This window comes from Lysobacter capsici (assembly GCF_018732085.1).
GTDB classification, from domain to species: Bacteria; Pseudomonadota; Gammaproteobacteria; order Xanthomonadales; family Xanthomonadaceae; genus Lysobacter; species Lysobacter capsici_A.
In genome coordinates this window covers 3386460-3404357 of the sequence record NZ_CP076103.1, presented here as the reverse complement: position 1 = coordinate 3404357, position 17898 = coordinate 3386460, and the positions used below count along the sequence as shown (strand labels likewise).

Below are 17898 nucleotides of genomic sequence, written 5' to 3'. Positions count from 1 at the left end.
TGTATTTGATCCGGCGATGCGTGCCGGATTTTACGGTTGCTCTCTTTGGGTAAGGTGGCTTGGGCAGCTTCTGCGCGGCGCAGCGGTCTGCGACTTAATCGCCGGAAGCCTTTGAAACTTGAAGCAGGATCAAAAGCTTCCGCCACTAAAGCGGCGGGTTACTTTCTTTTGTCAAAAGCGACAAAAGTCCGTCTGGATTCCCTTCGGTCAAAAGGTAACCAAAGAAAAACGCTTTTTTTGAATCAAGTGACCGCAAGTGCAGAGCTTGCGCAGGCATGCGCCACACGGGACATCCATGTCCCGGTGGCGCACGGCGTGCATCCTGCACGCCGCCCTCCGGGTGTGCTGTTGTTCTCGCGAGTTAGGTGCTTCGCAGCGCTGGAAGTGATGAATGAAAAGGGGCTCAAGACCGAGCAGCTCGGCCTTTGCTTTTCCCCCCTTTGGAAAAGGGGGGCAGGGGGGATTTGCTCTTTGTCGCAAGCAAGAGCGAATCCCCCCGCGCTCCGATTAATGCATCGAAACGAAGTTGCGCAGGGCGCGTGCCCCTTTTTCACAGTGGGCAGTGGTTTGCGCGCCTGCTTCGGCTCTATTCCGGATCACGATTCGATGCTGCGCGCTCTTGCTGTTCCCCCCCTTTGAAAAAGGGGGGTAGGGGGGATTTGCTCTTTGTCGCAAGCAAGAGCGAATCCCCCGCGCTCCGATTAATGCATCGAAACGAAGTTGCGCCGGGCGCGTGCCCCTTTTTCAAAGTGGGCAATGGTTTTCGCGTGTTCGGTTGCGTTTTATCGAAGACGACGATTCACGCTGGGCCGCGATTACTGATGTATGCGAATGCCTCGATCGCCATCTTCAGCGAAGCCAACGCCGCATCCGGCGTCGCATCGCACGCCGCACGCACGATCGCGCCATCCACGGCGATCGCCAGCGCCTGCGCTCTTGCATCGCGATCCTCGCCGGCAGGCAGCAATTCGGCGATGCGGGCCTGCATCTGCCGTTTGTGTTCGCGCGCGCGTTGCACCGCTTCGGGCAGCACCGGGCCCAGTTCGGCGACGGTGTTGATGAAGGCGCAGCCGCGGTAGTGCGGATGGGCGAACCATTCGGCCATCGTCGGCAGCAGCGCCGTCGCGTCGGCGCCGAAGCGGTGCAGGGCACCGTCGAACCAGGTCATCCAGCGTTGATGGCGATAGTCCAGGAACGCCAGGATCAGGTCGTTCTTGCTCGGGTAGTGCCGGTACAAGGTCACCTTGGTCACGCCGGATTCGGCGATCACGCGGTCGATGCCGGTCGCGCGGATGCCGTCGAGGTAGAACAGATCGTGCGCGGTCTGCAGGATGCGCTCGCGCGCCGAAGGCGCGTCGGCGAGGCGGGTGGCGGAGGTCGGCTTTCGGCTCATGGCGCGATCGTAGACCGCTTCGTCTACCTTTGCCATGCCGGGTGGACAAACCTGTCCACATTGACTAGCGTTATGTAGACAAATCTGTCTACAGCTCCGAGGAGTCGCCATGGAAACCCGTCCTCCGTTGCCGCCGTTCACGCGCGACAGCGCGATCGAGAAAGTCCGCCTGGCCGAAGACGGCTGGAATTCGCGCGATCCCGAACGGGTCGGGCTGGCCTATTCTCTGGACACGCGCTGGCGCAACCGCGCCGAATTCGTCGATGGCCGCGACGCGGCGGTGGCGTTTCTGCGGCGCAAGTGGAACCGCGAGCTCGAGTACCGGCTGATCAAGGAGCTGTGGGCGTTCGAGGGCCGGCGCATCGCGGTGCGTTTCGCCTACGAGTGGCGCGACGATTCGGGGCAGTGGTATCGCAGCTATGGCAACGAGAACTGGGAATTCGGCGACGACGGGCTGATGCGGCTGCGTCTGGCGAGCATCAACGATCGGCCGATCGCCGAGAGCGAGCGTCGCTTCCATTGGCCGCAGGGGCGGCGGCCGGACGATCATCCGGGTCTGAGCGAGTTGGGTATGTAGTCGCTGCTGGGCGCAGCGACTGTAGGAGCGGTGTGAGCCACGACCGCGAATTCGCGACAACGTCGCATGCCACGAACTGGCGGCGTATTTGCAAATTCGCGGTCGCGGCTTGCGCCGCTCCTACAGGGGGCGGGCGGATTCACGCAATGAGCGTGGTGTCACTCTGCAGCCAGGCCGGCATTCACTGCACCGCGCAGAGCATTCGCGACAACGTCGCATGCTACGAACTGGCAACGTATTTGCAAATTCGCGGTCGCGGCTTGCGCCGCTCCTGCAGGGGGCGGGCGGATTCACGCAATGAGCGTGGCGTCACTCCGCGTCCAGACCCGCATACACCGCGTCGCGCAGATCGATCGTGAATTCGCCCTGCATGCCTTCGATGGTGGTGTTGGTCAGGGCGACCACGCTCAGCCGGCGCTGCGGATCGACGAACCACGAGTGGCCGTACACGCCGCCCCAGGCGATGGTGCCCGGCGACTGCGGCGTGTTCGTCGCGAGCGGATCGTTCAACACCGCCCAGCCGTAGCCGTAACCCCAGCCCGGGTCCAGGCCTTCGATCGGCGCCGGCACCTGCTCGCGCATCATCGCCGCGACCGAGTCGGGCCGCAGGATCGCGCCGCCGCCCTGGCGCAAGGTTTCCAGCAGGGTCAGCACGTCGCCGGCGGTACCGGCCATGCCGGCGCCACCGGACGGGTAGGACGCGGGGTTTTCCAGGCGGCTCGGCGCGTAGCGCAGCACCGTCTCGAACAAGGGCACGGTGGCGCCGTCGAGCATGCGCGCGGGCCGGTACGAGCCATCGGCGGCGACGCCGTCGGTGTACGGCGTGGCGGTGCGGCGGTGATCGGCGATGCCGAAGCCGGTGTCGTGCAGCGACAGCGGCGCGGTGATCAGTTCCTCGATCAGTTTGGGCAACGGCGTGCCGGTCGCGCGCGCCATCGCTTCGCCGAGCACGTCGAGCCCGATCGAATACTTGAAGCCCTGTCCGGGCGGAAAACGCAACTGCGCTTCGCCGATACGGCGCAGGTTTTCCTCGATGCCCAGGCCCGGCTGATCGAAACCGTCGGAAATATCCAGCGTGTCGTAGTCGCCGCCGGGTACTTCGCCGAAGCGATAGCTCAGGCCCGAGGTGTGGCTCAGCAACTGGCGCAGGCTGATCGCCGGCGCGGTGCCGTCGGCCAGGCGCGGACGGAACTGCGGCAGCCACTGGGTGACCGGTGCGTCGAGGTCGATGCGGCCTTGTTCGGCCAGTTTCATCGCCGCGGCGGCGACGAAGGGCTTGGTCACCGAGGACAGCAGGAAGATCGCGTCCTCGCGCATCAGCCGGTCGGATTCGCGATCGGCCAGGCCGGCCGCGCGGTGGTAGACCGGTACGCCGTCGCGGGCGATCAGCACGACCGCGCCGATCAACCGCCGCTCGGCGATGGCGCGGTCGATCGCATCGTCGACGCGGTCGCGCAGCACGGTGGGGGCGGCAGGCTCAAGCGTGGCGACCGACGCGATCGGGGCAGAAGCGGGGAGATTCATGGGGGATTGCCTATGCCATCGGAAAGACACTGCGAAGCTGGTTGCGGCTTCGCCGGGTGCAAGCGATGGCGATGAAACACTGCCATGCCGCGGGCGGGATTGCGGTTAAGCGTGGTGTGGCGCAGGTGATTGCACCTTAAGGCGCGCGGTTTACCGAATGCGGACAGTAGGTTTGCGGATGTGGCGCGCAGGGCATGCGTGGCAACCATGAGGATGCGATTGCGAAATGGGTTGCGTCGTTGCCGTGGTGGCGTGGTCGCGGCTTGCGCCGCTCCTGCAGTGGCTGCGGCGAACCCTCGCTGAGTTGCCGAAAGCCGCATGGGCCCCTGTAGGAGCGGCGCAAGCCGCGACCGCGTCACCTCAACTGCGGCGTTGGCCGAAGTCGCGCATACCTACAACGCAGGGCGACTTGAGCGCCGCGCCCAAAACAAAGGGCGCCGAAGCGCCCCTTGTTTCAAGTCACTGCGATCGCCGGCGAATCCGCGGGCCTCGCATCAGCCTTCGCGACCTCAGCCGCGCGGACCGCGACCGCCGCCGGGACGACCGCCGCCGCGCGGACCGCCCGGACGCGGGGCGCCGCCCGGCGGACGGTTGCCGCCGGGACGCGCATTGCCGGCCGGACGCGGGCCGCCCGGGCCGCCGGGACGACCGCCCGGCTTGCCGCCGGCCGGACGCGGGCCGTTGTTGTTGCGCGCGGGACGTTCGCTGCCATACGGGGTGAAGCCCGGATTGGCGTGGTCGGACGGAAAGCTCGGCGCGTTGCCGGGGTGACCGTAGGGGCGCGAGCTGCGCTGACCCTGGCCTTGTCCCTGGCCCTGACCGCCGCCGCCGCCGCCGCCGCCGCTGCGGCGCTCACCGTAAGGGCCGTTGCCGCCGCCGGTGGTGTTGCCGTTGCGATCGCCGCCGAAGCCGCCGCCTTGCGCACGGCCGCGACCGGCTCCCGCGCCGGCACCGGCCGGACCGCGACCGGCGCCGCCGCCGGGCTTGCCGGCGTAGGGCTTCTTGCCGCGACCATCGGGATTGCGGTGGCCGCTCGGGCCGGTCTCGACGCCTTCGGGCACGTACCAAGTGCGGAACGCCGCCGGGTTGCCGTCGGGCAGCGAGTTGGCGCCCTTGTCCTTGCGCTGCTTGAACGGCTTCTGCGACTGGCGCGCCGCGGCTTCGCCGCTGACCGTCAGGCCGCCGGGCTTGCGCGGACCGCCGCGGCCGCGGCCGTTGCGGTCTTCGCGCACGTGGTCGAAGCGGCGCAGTTCGCGGCCTTCGTCGGCGGTGTTGTGGCCGCCGACATAGCCGGCCGAACGCTCGTTGCCGGACAGATGCACGGTCGACTTGGCCGCCTTGCGCTGGCCGATCACCGGCTGCAGGGTCAGCGCCGACGGAGTGCCGTCTTCCAGGCCGAGGTTCGCGCGCAGCGCGTCGACCTTGTCGTTGACCAGTTCCTGCGAGTGGCCGCGCAGCAGTTCGCGCGGCAACGCCACGGTGCCGTAGCGGATGCGCTTGAGCCGGCTGACCTGGCAGCCCTGCGATTCCCACAGACGGCGCACTTCGCGGTTGCGGCCTTCCTTGACCACGACCCGGAACCAGTCGTGCGAGTCGCTGCCGCCGATGCGTTCGATTTCGTCGAACTTGGCCGGGCCGTCGTCGAGCGAGACGCCGCGGGCGAGCCGGTCGACGAGGTTGTCGGGCACGGTCTCCTGGCCTTCCGGAGCACGCACGCGGCAGACGTATTCGCGTTCGACCTCGAAGGACGGATGCATCAGCGCGTTGGCCAATTCGCCGTCGGTGGTCAGCAGCAGCAGGCCGGTGGTGTTGATGTCGAGGCGGCCGATCGCGATCCAGCGCGCGCCCTTGAGCGCGGGCAGCGAATCGAAGATGGTCGGCCGGCCTTCGGGGTCTTCGCGGGTGGTGACTTCGCCTTCGGGCTTGTTGTACATCAGCACGCGGGAAGGCTCAGTCAGCGCGCTGGCGACGAAGCTGCGGCCGTCGAGTTCGATCTTGTCGCCGCCCTTGATGCTCATGCCGACCTGCGCGGTCTCGCCGTTGACCTTGACCAGGCCGTCGGCGATGCGCTGTTCGAGCGCGCGGCGCGAGCCCAGGCCCGCTTGCGCGAGGACCTTGTGCAGGCGTTCTTCCAGGCGCGGCGCTTCGGGGGCCGCGCTGTCACCGCTGCGCTTCAAAGAGAGCTTGCGGGGTTTTTCGTCAGTCATTTCTGTTGCTCCGGCTGGTCGTCTTCGGACTCAGCCTCAAGTTCCGGAACGGTCGTCGTCTCGACGGCGTGTTGGTCTTGCTCGTGATCGTTCGCGTCCGCCGCGCGCTTGCCCGGCGCGGCTTCGGGGTCGTCCGACAGGACGGTGTGTTCGTTGGCATCTTCGGCGTCGGCGGGCGCTTGCCCGTCGGCGTCGTGGGATTGGGGGGGGTGCTGGTCGCCTGCGGGTTCGTCGGCGAGGGTTTCATCGGTGCCGGGATCGGAGGCGTCGTCGCTCGAATCGTCGGCGCCGCTGGGCGCATCGGAGGTTTCGGGTACTGCCGTTTCGTCCGCCTGGGCTTCATCGGCTTGTGCTTCGTCGGCGCCGGCCTGCGCGGCCGCGTCCGCATCGGCTTGCTCGGGTTGCGAGGAAGACTCATCGGCCTGGCCGGCCGCCTCGTCGACGGGCGCGGCGGCGATTTCGCCATCCTGCGACTCGCCCTCGGCCTGTGCGCTGTTGCCCGCGTCCTCGCCGTTGCCGATGCCGCCGGCCGCGATCGCTTCGCCGCCGAACTGCAGCTGCGGCTCGAGTTCGCCGATGTCCTTGAGCTCCGACAGCGCCGGTAGCTCGTCCAGGCGCTTGAGGCCGAAGTAGTCCAGGAAGGTCTTGGTGGTGCCGAACAGCGCCGGCTTGCCGGGCACGTCGCGGTGGCCGACCACGCGGATCCACTCGCGTTCTTCCAGCGCCTTGATGATGTTGCTGCTGACCGCCACGCCGCGGACCTGTTCGATCTCGCCGCGGGTGATCGGCTGGCGGTAGGCGATCAGCGCCAGGGTTTCCAGGGTGGCGCGGGTGTAGCGGGTCTGGCGCTCGGTCCACAGCCGCGCGACCCACGGGTGGACGTCGGCCTGGACCTGGAAGCGGAAGCCCGAGGCCAGTTCGACCAGTTCCACCCCGCGATCGGCGCAACCTTCGCGCAGGATCTGCAGCGCGGTCTCCACGCTGTCGGCCGGGGCCGGCTGGTCCTCGGGGAACAGCGCATGCAATTGCGCCAGCGTCAGCGGCTGGGTGGCCGCGAGCAGGGAGGCTTCGACGATGCGGGTAACGAGGTGTTGGTCCATGGAGCCGGGATTCGGGATTCGGGAGTAGGGATTGGTGCGGTGGTTCGCGGACGGCGGATCAGCGCCGGCCCGTCAGGCGTGAAGCGGACGTGCTGGATGCTGCGGGTGGCGATGGCGATGGCGATGGCGTGCCGGGCGCTGGCGAGGTCCGGGTCGCGGACGGTCGGGCGCAGGCGATCACGAGGCGCGGTCGTCGTCGTTGGCGGCGTCGTCGAACTCGCTGCTCAGTTCGATCTCGTCGGGGTCCTTCATCAGGGCCAGGGACTTGACGTAGATCGGCGCCGGCGGCTTGGTCGCGCCCGAATGGGCGTCGTCGGGCAGCTCCTGGACGATCTCGATCAGTTGTTCCTTGGCCAGGGTCAGCAGGCCCAGGAACGTCACCACCACCCCGAGCTTGCCTTCCTCGGCCGTGAACAGCGATTCGAAGCGGTGGAACACGCCGTCGCTCATGCGGGTGAGCAGCTCGCCCATGCGCTGGCGCACGCTCAGCGCATCGCGCTTGATCGCGTGCTGGGTGTACAGCTCGGCGCGCTTGAACACGTCGTGCAGGGCCAGCAGCATTTCCTTCAGGTCGACCGGCGGCGGCAGCTTGACCGAGGCCCGGTCCGGCACGAAGGCCTGCACCGGCACGGTATCGCGGTCCTGGCGGGGCAGGGCGTCGATGTCCTCGGCGGCCTGCTTGAAGCGCTCGTATTCCTGCAGGCGGCGGACCAGCTCGGCGCGCGGGTCTTCCTCGATGCCTTCTTCGTTGGGCGCACGCGGCAGCAGCATGCGCGATTTGATCTCGGCCAGGATCGCGGCCATGACCAGGTATTCGGCGGCCAGCTCGAAACGCATCTCGTGCATGGCCTGGATGTAGTTGACGTATTGCTTGGTGATCTCGGCGACCGGGATGTCGAGGATGTCCAGGTTCTGCCGGCGGATCAGGTACAGCAGCAGGTCGAGCGGGCCTTCGAAGGCTTCCAGGATGACTTCCAGCGCGTCCGGCGGGATGTACAGATCCTGCGGGATCTGCAGCACCGGCTGGCCATGCACCACCGCCAGCGGCATTTCCTGCTGCTGAGGCGCGGTCGCGCCGGGGCTTGGCCCCGCATTGGCGGGCTCCGCATTGGATTGGGTCGCGGCGAGCGCGGATTCGTTGGTCATTCGAGACCGGCCCCTCCGGGCCGTGGGCACTGCTGTTGCGACGATGCATGCGGCGCGCGGCCGCATCGGAACGCACGCGGTCCGGTCGTGCAAGACCGGATCGAAGCGTCCCTACGGGTGCTACGGACCACTCATAAAAGGCGGGTGCTTGGCCCGAACGGCCCCGGCCTGCCCGACACGCGGGGCGTGGCGGCGTAAGACTGAAGGGGGTTGCGGGCGCGGACCGGTGCTCTGCAGCGATGCACTGCGTACTGGCGCACCGATGATGTGCGGGGAAGTACGGGTGCGGACGTGGCGACGGTGTGGGGTTCCGGTCGCGACGGGGCTTGCTGCATCCGGCCTGACGGCAATTGAGGTTTAGGGTAAGGGCTGGGGGCGGCAGTGTCCAGCGCCGGCATGAAGGTCGCGGCCCGCGCGGCTGTCCGCAACAGGCGGGTGTTCAGCCCCGATCGGCCGGATTCGGCCCGTGGGGCGGGGCGATCGACCGTTCTTCGGCCAGCGCCGCCGGCCGCCGCGCCGACGGCGAATTCTGTCCGCAACCGCATTAGACTGACGTCTGGGGTAAATAAAGGACCGGGGACGCACGATGAAACCAGCAAGGACCGCCATCGCGGCCGCTATCGCCGTAATGGTTTTGGCACTGACGGCCTGTAAAGCGGCGGCGCCCGAGGCACCGGCCGCGCCGGCGCCGGCCACACCCGCCGCGGCGCCTGCGACGGCTGCAGCTGCCGCGCCCGCGCCCGCCGCCGCTACGCCGACCGCCGCGCCCGCGGCGCCGGCCGTGCAATTGCCCGCCGACGCCTGCGTCAAGAGCGAGGACGGCTTCGCCAGCTTCTTCGAGCAGTTCGTCTACGAAGCGCCGGTGCGCGCGGCCTACAGCGCGCCGACCGTGGAAGTGCGCGACATCAAGGACCCGGCCAAGTTGCTGGGCTCCGAACAAGCCGGGCCGTTCCGGATCGCGCTGGTCGACAACCAGTGGTCCTACAACGAGCCGGGCAAGGACGCCGGCCAGTTCGCCCGGGTCAAGATGGACCGCACGCTCAGCGGCGACCGCATGCGCGTGGATTTCGTCAAGGCCAAGTTCTCGCCCGACGAGGAAGTGACCAAGACCCTGGGCAAGCCCGAAGCCTACGTCTTCGAATTCAAGCAAGGCTGCTGGCAACTCACCCAGCAGCTGCGCTGATCGTCACCCGCCTGCTCGACCCAGGCGGGGCCGTACCGATCCCTGGATCACAACGCAGTTCGCAATAAGGCACGCCTCGAACACATCGCAGGCACGCACGCCCAAATCTGAAGTTCATCGACAAGGAGAAGTACGATGCCCAATTACAAGATCGTCGAATCGGTCGGCAGCGGCGTCCAGCACGTCCACGACTACGAAGACATCGAGCGTCACCACCCCAGCCGCGGCAACGAGCGCGGCCGCGTCTACGGCACGGTCAACGGCGAGCGCGAAGAGCTGCTCGGCAACTACGCCGGCACCCCGACCGTATCGCGCGACGGCGATTACTACGTGTCCAAGGACTTCGTGCTGCAGGCCGGCAATTCCTCGGCGGTGAAGGTGCCGGCGGTGGCCAACGGCTACATCGGCCGCATCGATCCCAGCGACGGCATCGTCCAGATCTACGACAAGCCGGCCAACGATCCCAGCCGCGAGATGATCGCGCAGTACCGCCACATGGACCTGCGCAATACCGAACTCAAGGTCGGGCAGCACGTCGAATACGGCCAGCCGCTCGGCATCCAGGGCGGCTTCAACAACGGCAACCCGAACGCGTTCGGCAAGCACGTCCACATCGACATCAACACCAGCTACCTGCCGCAGATGGAGCGCTACGTGCGCGACATGGACAGCGGCGCGATCACCACCGACAAGCGCCCGCCGCACCAGGAAAACGCCACCGGCCAGACCCAGGTCAGCAACGTGTCCGGCAACGGCCGCAACGTGCATACCCCGGGCGGCGCCGGTTCGACCACGGCCGCCGCGCCGATGGCCGACGGCGTGCTGCGCAAGGACGAGCACGGTCCGGAGGTGAAGGCGCTGCAGGAACGGCTCAACGCGCTGGGCTACAAGGACGCGCAGGGCCATGCGCTCGGCACCGACGGCAAGTTCGGCAAGCACACCAAGGAAGCGGTCGAAGCCTTCCAGCGCGACCACAAGCTCGACGTCGACGGCATCGCCGGTCCGGACACGCTCAAGGCGCTCAAGGCCGCGCAGCCGGCCCACGCCCAGCCGCACGCCGATCCGAAGACCGCCGACGCGAAGACCCCCGGCAACGTCGATCCGGCCGTGCGCGGCCCGCTGCTGTCGGACGCCGCGCATCCGAACAACGCGATGTACAAGCAGGCGGTCGAGGGCCTGGAGAAGCTCGGCCCGCAGGCCGGTTTCAAGGACCACGCCGCGCTCGAACGCGCCGCGGCCACCTTGACCTACGACGCGCGCGTGAGCGGCCTGAACAAGATCGACCACGTCGTCCCGAATGCCAACGGCACCGGCCTGTTCGCGGTGCAGGGCGAACTCGGCAACCCGGCCAGCCATCGCGCCTTCGTCAATAAAGAGCAGGCGACCCAGCAGACGATCGAGCAATCGACCCAGAAGCTGCAGCAGGACGTGCCGCAGCAGACCCAGCAGCCGGCGCAGCAGCCGCAGCAGGCGAAGTCGATGGTGGCGTAAGCCGCTGCCGCACTGTCGCGTTATCGACGGCCCGCATCGCGACGATGCGGGCCGTTTCTTTTTGCGCTCGACACGATTGCGACGTCGCGGGTGTCTGCATTCGTGGCGGGCGAACGCGCATGCGCCGCGCGCGTGGCCTGCACTGAGCGAGCCGACCGATCCGGGCCGGATCGACGCGCAAACGCGGATGTATCATGAGCGCGCCTGACGCAGGCGACGATGGCGTCCGCCATCGCTGGAATTCACAGGGACGCCGCCGCGTGCGACGTCTCGCGACGAGGGCTTATGTGGTATCTGATCGAAGGCTACGACTTCCCCGACGCGCTGCCCAAGCGCGGCCCTTCGCGCCCGGCGCATCTTGAACGGCTCACCGCGTTGCGCGATCAGGGCCGTCTGTTGCTCGCCGGCCCGTGCCCGGCGATCGATGCCGAAGACCCGGGTCCGGCCGGTTTCAGCGGCAGCCTGATCGTCGCCGAGTTCGAATCGCTGGAGGCCGCGCGCGCCTGGGCCGATGCCGATCCGTATGTCGCCGCGGGCGTGTACGAGCGGGTCGAGGTGCGTCCGTTCCGCAAGGTGTTGCCGTGACCTTGCCGCGCGATCAGCGCGTCGCCGCGATCCGCGCGGCGATCGAGGCCGCGCTGGCGCCGACCGCGCTGGAGATCGAAGACGAAAGCCATCGTCATGCCGGTCACGCCGGCGCGCAGGACGGGCGCGGGCATTTCCGCGTCGCCGTGGTCAGCGCGGCATTCGCCGGGCTCGCGCCGATCGCGCGCCATCGCGCCGTGTATGCGGCGGTCGGCGAGTTGATGACCACCGACATCCACGCGCTGTCGATCAGCGCGCATACGCCGCAGGAAGCGGCGCGGGCATAGCCTGCAGAACGGGCAGGGCGGTGCGCGGAATGCGACGTCGGTCGGATCCTGCGATCGCGGACGGTGACACCATCGCGTTCGCGTCGGCATGCGCATGCCGCTTACAGCTCGATGGGGCGCGCGGACCGATCCGTTGCATATCCGATGCATCGTCGTTGTTCTCGATGACGACGCCTCGTGCTGCATCGCAGCACGCCGCAGTCCGCCACGGACGCCCTAAGCGCTTTACATAACAAGCGCTTTACACTCGTTCTTGAAAACGTTTACAGTCGTCCCACTTTCCAACCGCGAGGGGCGGCCAGGACAGTGGTGAGCGTGACGATCAAAGATGTCGCCCGCGCGGCCCAAGTGTCGGTGGCGACCGTATCGCGGACCTTGAACGGCCACGGCAACGTGGCCGAGGACGTGCGTCGGCGCGTGCTCGCGGTCGCCAACGACCTGCGCTACACGCCGCATGCCGCGGCCCGCAGCCTCAGCAGCCGGCGTACCCACACTTTGGGTGTGGTGCTGCCCGATCTGCACGGCGAATTCTTTTCCGAACTGGTGCGCGGCGTCGATCTGGTCGCGCGCGAGCACCGTCTGCATCTGTTGGTGTCGAGCTATCACGGCCGACCGGACGAACAAGTCGCCGCCTTGCGCGCGATGCGCGGCCGGGTCGACGGCTTGCTGGTAATGTCGCCGTATGCCGCCGCGCAGGTGTCGATCGTGGAGGAACTGGCATCGGCGCTGCCGGTGGTGTTGATCAACACCCAGGACGCGTCGCCGGACGTGTTGTCGCTGAGCGTGGACAACTACGGCGGCGCGCAGGCCATGACCGAGCATCTGATCGCCTGCGGCCATCGCCGGATCGCCTTCATCGCCGGCCCCGAGGACAATTTCGACGCCCACGAGCGCCTGCGCGGCTACCGCGAAGCGCTCGCGCGCCTGCTGCCGGATGCGTCCGAATGGGTGCTGCCGGGGGCGTTCGACGAAGCCTCCGGCCATGCCGCCGGACAGGCGCTGCTCGCCGCTGGACAACGGCCCGATGCGGTGTTCGCGGCCAACGACATGATGGCCTTGGGCTGTCTGTTTTCGTTCGTGCAGGCGGGCGTCAACGTGCCCGGCGACATCGCCCTGGCCGGATTCGACGACATCCCGCTGGCCCGTTACGTCCACCCGACGCTCACGACCATGCGGGTCAATATCGCCCAGTTGGGTGCCCGCGCGGCGCGTCTGCTGCTGACGCGTCTGAGCGCGGATACCGCTGTGCAGGAAACGCAACACAACCAAGAACAACCGCGGCGTAGCGAGCCGTTGCGGCCGGAATTGATCGTGCGCGAGTCGGGAGTTCGCCGAGGGGGCGGTGCCTGATCGCGTCGAAAAAAATTTGGTCGCGCGTGTAAGCGATTACACCAGAACAGCCGCACCACCACGCAACCTTGTTGTACGTGCTCCTTGGAGGGAGGAACGCTCATGAATCAGACCAATCCGCAAACCCCGCACCGCCCCAGATCCGGCTTCCGCTTCGACACCGGCCGCAACCTGCTGGCCTGCGCGCTCGCCAGTTGCCTGGCGATGGCCGCGCCGGTCGCCCTGGCGCAGAGCACCGCCGCGACCATCCGTGGCACGATCAGCGGCAACGCCGGTCCCGCCGCCAATGCCAGCGTGACCGCCACCAACACCGCCAGCGGCCTGGTCCGCAAAGTGCAGACCACCGCCGATGGCAACTACACCCTGGCCGGCCTGCCGCCGGGTACCTACCGCATCGACGTCAATGCCGACGGGCAGAGCAATACCCGCAACGTGACCGTCGCGGTCGGCCAGTCGGCGACCTTGAACCTGTCGACCGGCGGCGTCGCCGAGACCGCGCCGGCGGGGGAGGCGACGGATCTGGACAAGGTCACGGTGACGTCCTCGGCGCTGGCCGAAGTGCGCACCTCTGAGAACGCCACCTACATATCGAACAAGCAGATCGAATCGCTGCCGCAGGGCACGCGCAACTTCCTCGCCTTCGCCGATACCGTGCCGGGCGTGCAGTTCGTGCAATCGGGCAACGGCTCGACCTCGATCCGTAGCGGCGCGCAGAGCTCCAACGGCGTCAACGTCTACATCGACGGCGTGGGCCAGAAGAACTATGTGCTGCCCGGCGGCGTCGGCGGTCAGGACGACACCCGCGGCAATCCGTTCCCGCAGTCGGCGATCGGCGAGTACAAGGTCATCACCTCGAACTACAAGGCCGAGTTCGACCAGCTCAGCAGCGCCGCGATCACCGCGGTGACCCGTTCGGGCACCAACGAATTCCATGGTGATTTCTTCTGGGATCACACCTCCGAGAAGTGGCGTTCGCCGACCCCGGCCGAAGACAAGGCCGGCAGGAAGACCGATTCGAAGGAAGAGCAGTACGGCATCTCCTTCGGCGGCCCGATCATCCAGGACAAGATGCATTTCTTCGTCGCCTATGAGGCGAAGGAATACAACACGCCGTTCACGATCAAGCCGGGCGAGGGCGTGACCGCCGCGCAGTTGCCGGCGCAGTTCCAGTCGCTGGTCGGCGGCGTCAACGCGCCGTTCAAGGAAGACCTGTATTTCGGCAAGGTCGACCTCACCCTCGGCGAAAACCATTATTTCGAATTGACCGGCAAGTACCGCGACGAAACCGAAATCACCGGCGTGGACGGCATCAGCACCGTTCCGTTCGGCACCGCTAAGGACAACAGCGACAAGCGTCTGGACCTGCGTTACCAGTACACCGGCAACGGCTGGCTCAACGATGCCCATATCACCTACGAAGACGGCAGCTACAACCCGCGCGCCAATTCGTTCGGTAACGGCTATGTGCTGACCCGTGCCGACATCAACTCGACCGGCGACAAGCGCGTGCTCAACGCCGGGCCCGGCGAGAATTTCCAGGACAAGGCGCAGAAGGGGTATTCGTTCCAGGACGACCTGACCTTCACCGATTTGCAGTGGCACGGCAGCCACACCATCAAGACCGGCATCAAGTACAAGTCGATCGACATCAGCGCGACCGAGCAGATTCCGTTCAACCCGCAGTTCTTCTACGACATCAACGGCGATCTGGCTTCGCCCTACCTGGTGCGCTTCGGCGCCGGTCTTCCGGGGATCGCCGACGGCAGCGTCAAGTCGAACAACAAGCAGTTCGGCATCTACATCCAGGACGACTGGGAGGTCAACGACAAGCTGACCTTGAACCTCGGCGTGCGTTGGGACTACGAGACCAGCGACACGTACACCGATTACCGCACCCCGAACGACGTGGTCAACGCGCTCAACAGCCAGGACCCGCGCGCACCGTCCGGACAGACCTATCGCCAGACCCTGGCCCGCGGCGGCATCGATCTGAACGATTACCTGAGCACGGGCCGCGAACGCAGCAACTTCAAGGACGCGTTCCAGCCGCGCCTGGGCTTCTCCTACGATCTCAACGCCGATCAGCGGCATGTGATCTATGGCGGCGCCGGTCGCGCCTACGACCGCAACATCTTCAACAATCTGCAGCTGGAAACCACCAAGGGCACGTTCCCGACCTATTCGTTCCGGTTCAATCAGCCCGGTCATGCCTGCACGCCGGGCGTCGGCGACTGCCTGGCCTTCAATCCCGGCCTGCTGAGCCGCGAGGCGCTGGAAGCCTTGGTCGCGGCCAATCCGAACACCGGCCGCGAAGTGTTCCTGCTCAACAACGATCTCAAGACGCCGTACTCCGATCAGTACAGCATCGGCATGCGCAACGCGGTGATGATCGGCGAGACCGAATGGCAGACCGACATCGGCGTGTCGCGCATCGTCAGCAAGGACGGTTTCGCGTTCCTGCTGGGAAATCGCAATCCGGACGGCTCGTTCTATCCGGCGCCCGATGCGGTGTGGGGCGCGCCATTCGGCGCCGGCATTCCCGGATTCGGCCGCGCGCTGATCCTGGGCGTCAACGGCATCGAAACCCGCGCCAACTCGTTGCTGGTCAAGATCGACAAGCCGTACACGCGCGAATCGGGCTGGGGCGTGACGCTCGCGTACACCTTCACCGATGCCGAGGAAAACCGCGAGAACGGCGAGTCGTTCTCGCTCGATCATCCGAATCTGTCCGGGTTCGGCTGGCACGATGCCAAGGGCGTGCCGCGTAATCGGCTGGTCGCAACCGGTATCTACGATGGTCCCTGGGGCCTGACTTTCTCCGGCAAGATGACCCTGGCAAGCCCGACCGGTTACTACTTCGTCAACTGCTCGCAGTCCGGGCCCAACGACAACTTCTGCTTCACCGATCAGTTCAAGCCCGACAAGACCATCGGCTTCAAGCAGCTCGATCTGGCGGTGACCAAGGAGTTCGATACCGGCGCCGGCATCAAGTTCCGCATCCGCGGCGACGTGCTCAACGTTACCAACGCGCGCAACTACAACCAGTACGACACCTTCGCCGGCCGTTTGAACGCGCCGAACGCCAATTTCGGCGATCACCAGGACGGCATCATCCTGCCGACCCGCATGTTCAAGCTGTCGATGGGCTTCAACTGGTAACCCGCATGCCGGCCATCCGCGCGCGGATGGCCGGCATCGGCAAAGAAACACCGGCGGCGTTGCTGGTCACATACAGCGTCACCCGCATTTCGTTCCACCCACAACACAGGGGTTTCGAGTTTCATGCAACGCGCCAAGCCGACAACACGTGCAGTCTCATTCGCTGTTCTGAGCACGTTGCTGCTCGCCTTGTCCGCATGCAAGAAACCCGAGACGCAATCGCAGACCCAGCCCATCGTCAGTCCGGAGCCGGTGGTGATCGAACCGCTCAAGCAGGAACGGCTGGAGCTGCCGCCGTTGTTCCGCGATATCGAAAAACGCACGTTCCAGTTTTTCTGGGACACCACCAACGAACAAAACGGCCTGACCCCCGACCGCTATCCGTCGCGTCCGTTCGCGAGCATCGCCTCGATCGGCTTCGCGCTGACCGCGTACCCGATCGGGATTGAGCGCGGCTGGGTCAATCGCACCCAGGCGGTCGACCGCACCTTGACCACCCTGAAGTTCCTGCGCGACCTGCCCAGCGGCCCGCAGCCGACCGGCAAGGGCGCGTACAAGGGCTTTTACTATCACTTCCTCGACATGCAGAAGGGCGAGCGCTTCAACAGCTGGGTCGAGCTGTCGAGCGTGGACACCGGCCTGTTGATGATGGGCGTGCTGTTCACCCAGTCGTATTACGACCGCGACGACCCGCGCGAGAAGGAAATCCGCGACATCGCCGACACGTTGTACAAGCGCGTGGATTGGACCTGGTTGCAGCAGAACAAGCCGCTGATCTCGATGGGCTGGTTCCCCGAGAGCGGTTTCATCAAGCACGACTGGATGGGTTACAACGAGGCCATGCTGCTGTACGTGCTGGCGCTGGGCTCGCCGTCGCATCCGGTCGAGCCGGAGGCGTGGACGGTGTGGACGCGTACCTACAACGACGTGTGGGGCGTGTACCAGGGCGAAGAATTCCTCGCCTTCGGTCCCTTGTTCGGCCATCAGTACAGCCATGTCTGGATCGATTTCCGCGGCATCCAGGACGAATACATCCGCGAACGCGGCATCGATTATTTCGAGAACAGCCGCCGCGCCGCATACGCGCAGCGCGCGTACGCGATCGCCAACCCGATGAAGTGGGAAGGCTACGGCCCGGAGCTGTGGGGCCTGACCGCGAGCGACGGGCCGCAGCAGACCTTGCAGACCTACCGCGGCGAGCAGCGCCAGTTCCGCCACTATTCGGCGCGCGGCGCCGGTCTGCGCGAGAATTTCGACGACGGCACCATCGCCCCGACCGCGGCGATCGCGTCCTTGCCGTTCGCGCCGGAAATCGTGATTCCGACGACCGTGGCGATGCACGAGCGCTACGGCGAGTACATCTATTCCAGCTACGGTTTCCTGGATTCGTTCAATCCCAGTTTCAACTACGACATTCCGTTGAAGACCGGACGCCTGGTGCCCGATCACGGCTGGGTCGCCAGCGACTACATCGGCATCGATCAGGGCCCGATCCTGGCGATGATCAGCAACTATCGCAACGAGTTCGTCTGGAACGTGATGAAGCGCAATCCCTATATCCGCAGCGGCCTGGAGCGCGCGGGATTCAAGGGCGGCTGGCTGACGCCGGTGGATGCGCAGGGCAAGGATGCAAAGGACGGCAAGGACAAGAAGGCGGGCGAGGGCGAGGCCAAGGCGGAGGTCAAGCCGGCCGGCACCATGGACCCGGCCACGGCGCGCGCGCTGGGCGAAGCCGAGTCGCGCTCCGGACGCACCAATGCGCCGGCGAAGCAGAATGCGCCGAAGCCGGAATGACGGCGTGAGCGTGGCGGCGGCTTATGCGTTCAAGCGGGTGCGGACGCTGTGGGAGTCGCTCAGGCGGCGTTTGACGGTGGCAGGTTCTCGCACGGTTGTTGC

14 protein-coding genes are annotated in these 17898 nt (G+C 66.5%); 9 read left to right on the top strand and 5 right to left on the bottom strand.

The genetic code is table 11. The annotated features are described in order from the left end of the window. Positions 1-111 precede the first annotated feature (111 nt). Positions 112-639, top strand: coding sequence for a hypothetical protein (locus tag KME82_RS14025; RefSeq protein ID WP_215494601.1), 528 nt, complete (start codon positions 112-114; stop codon positions 637-639). A gap of 160 nt (positions 640-799) precedes the next feature. Here KME82_RS14025 and KME82_RS14020 read toward each other — a convergent pair whose 3' ends face one another. Next, positions 800-1393, bottom strand: a complete 594-nt coding sequence (locus KME82_RS14020; protein WP_215494600.1) for a TetR/AcrR family transcriptional regulator — start codon at positions 1391-1393, stop codon at positions 800-802. Positions 1394-1502: 109 nt separating this feature from the next. Between KME82_RS14020 and KME82_RS14015 the strand changes: the two genes are divergently transcribed. Then, positions 1503-1970, top strand: a complete 468-nt coding sequence (locus tag KME82_RS14015; RefSeq protein ID WP_215494599.1) for a DUF1348 family protein — start codon at positions 1503-1505, stop codon at positions 1968-1970. 309 nt (positions 1971-2279) lie between these two features. Here KME82_RS14015 and KME82_RS14010 read toward each other — a convergent pair whose 3' ends face one another. From KME82_RS14010 to KME82_RS13995, 4 genes are all read right to left on the bottom strand, one after another. Further along, positions 2280-3494 carry a serine hydrolase domain-containing protein gene (locus KME82_RS14010; protein WP_215494598.1) on the bottom strand — a complete coding sequence of 405 codons (1215 nt, stop codon included), beginning with the start codon at positions 3492-3494 and terminating at the stop codon, positions 2280-2282. Between the two features lie 509 nt (positions 3495-4003). Continuing rightward, entirely contained in the window at positions 4004-5701 is a 1698-nt protein-coding gene (locus KME82_RS14005) for a pseudouridine synthase (protein WP_215494597.1), read from the bottom strand. Beyond that, positions 5698-6801 carry an SMC-Scp complex subunit ScpB gene (scpB, locus tag KME82_RS14000; protein WP_215494596.1) on the bottom strand — a complete coding sequence of 368 codons (1104 nt, stop codon included), beginning with the start codon at positions 6799-6801 and terminating at the stop codon, positions 5698-5700. Before scpB ends, KME82_RS14005 begins: the two co-directional genes overlap by 4 nt. A gap of 177 nt (positions 6802-6978) precedes the next feature. Continuing rightward, on the bottom strand, positions 6979-7947 hold the full coding sequence (locus KME82_RS13995) for a segregation and condensation protein A (RefSeq protein ID WP_215494595.1): 969 nt from the start codon (positions 7945-7947) through the stop codon (positions 6979-6981). Positions 7948-8728: 781 nt separating this feature from the next. Between KME82_RS13995 and KME82_RS13990 the strand changes: the two genes are divergently transcribed. The 7 genes from KME82_RS13990 to KME82_RS13960 all read left to right on the top strand — a co-directional run bounded on the left by KME82_RS13990 (position 8729) and on the right by KME82_RS13960 (position 17796). Continuing rightward, entirely contained in the window at positions 8729-9130 is a 402-nt protein-coding gene (locus KME82_RS13990) for a hypothetical protein (protein WP_215494594.1), read from the top strand. A gap of 135 nt (positions 9131-9265) precedes the next feature. Beyond that, a complete protein-coding gene (locus tag KME82_RS13985) occupies positions 9266-10621 on the top strand; it encodes a peptidoglycan-binding domain-containing protein (protein ID WP_215494593.1) in 1356 nt (451 codons plus the stop codon). 285 nt (positions 10622-10906) lie between these two features. Further along, complete coding sequence (locus KME82_RS13980) at positions 10907-11206, top strand: YciI family protein (protein ID WP_056113735.1); 300 nt, start codon at positions 10907-10909, stop codon at positions 11204-11206. Positions 11207-11208: 2 nt separating this feature from the next. Further along, positions 11209-11493, top strand: coding sequence for a BolA family protein (locus tag KME82_RS13975; RefSeq protein WP_215499075.1), 285 nt, complete (start codon positions 11209-11211; stop codon positions 11491-11493). Positions 11494-11802: 309 nt separating this feature from the next. Then, a complete protein-coding gene (locus KME82_RS13970; RefSeq protein WP_252255321.1) occupies positions 11803-12843 on the top strand; it encodes a LacI family DNA-binding transcriptional regulator in 1041 nt (346 codons plus the stop codon). Positions 12844-12945: 102 nt separating this feature from the next. Then, on the top strand, positions 12946-16002 hold the full coding sequence (locus KME82_RS13965; protein ID WP_215494591.1) for a TonB-dependent receptor: 3057 nt from the start codon (positions 12946-12948) through the stop codon (positions 16000-16002). Between the two features lie 123 nt (positions 16003-16125). Continuing rightward, a complete protein-coding gene (locus tag KME82_RS13960; RefSeq protein ID WP_215494590.1) occupies positions 16126-17796 on the top strand; it encodes a glucoamylase family protein in 1671 nt (556 codons plus the stop codon). Positions 17797-17898: the final 102 nt, after the last annotated feature.

Bases quoted from the DNA above. Each gene is read 5' to 3' on its own strand.
- KME82_RS14010 (WP_215494598.1), bottom strand. From the start codon at position 3,494: ATGAATCTCCCCGCTTCTGCCCCGATCGCGTCGGTCGCCACGCTTGAG.
- KME82_RS13960 (WP_215494590.1), top strand. From the start codon at position 16,126: ATGCAACGCGCCAAGCCGACAACACGTGCAGTCTCATTCGCTGTTCTG.
- KME82_RS14005 (WP_215494597.1), bottom strand. From the start codon at position 5,701: ATGACTGACGAAAAACCCCGCAAGCTCTCTTTGAAGCGCAGCGGTGAC.
- KME82_RS13985 (WP_215494593.1), top strand. From the start codon at position 9,266: ATGCCCAATTACAAGATCGTCGAATCGGTCGGCAGCGGCGTCCAGCAC.
- KME82_RS13965 (WP_215494591.1), top strand. From the start codon at position 12,946: ATGAATCAGACCAATCCGCAAACCCCGCACCGCCCCAGATCCGGCTTC.
- KME82_RS13980 (WP_056113735.1), top strand. From the start codon at position 10,907: ATGTGGTATCTGATCGAAGGCTACGACTTCCCCGACGCGCTGCCCAAG.
- KME82_RS14015 (WP_215494599.1), top strand. From the start codon at position 1,503: ATGGAAACCCGTCCTCCGTTGCCGCCGTTCACGCGCGACAGCGCGATC.
- scpB (WP_215494596.1), bottom strand. From the start codon at position 6,801: ATGGACCAACACCTCGTTACCCGCATCGTCGAAGCCTCCCTGCTCGCG.
- KME82_RS14020 (WP_215494600.1), bottom strand. From the start codon at position 1,393: ATGAGCCGAAAGCCGACCTCCGCCACCCGCCTCGCCGACGCGCCTTCG.
- KME82_RS13995 (WP_215494595.1), bottom strand. From the start codon at position 7,947: ATGACCAACGAATCCGCGCTCGCCGCGACCCAATCCAATGCGGAGCCC.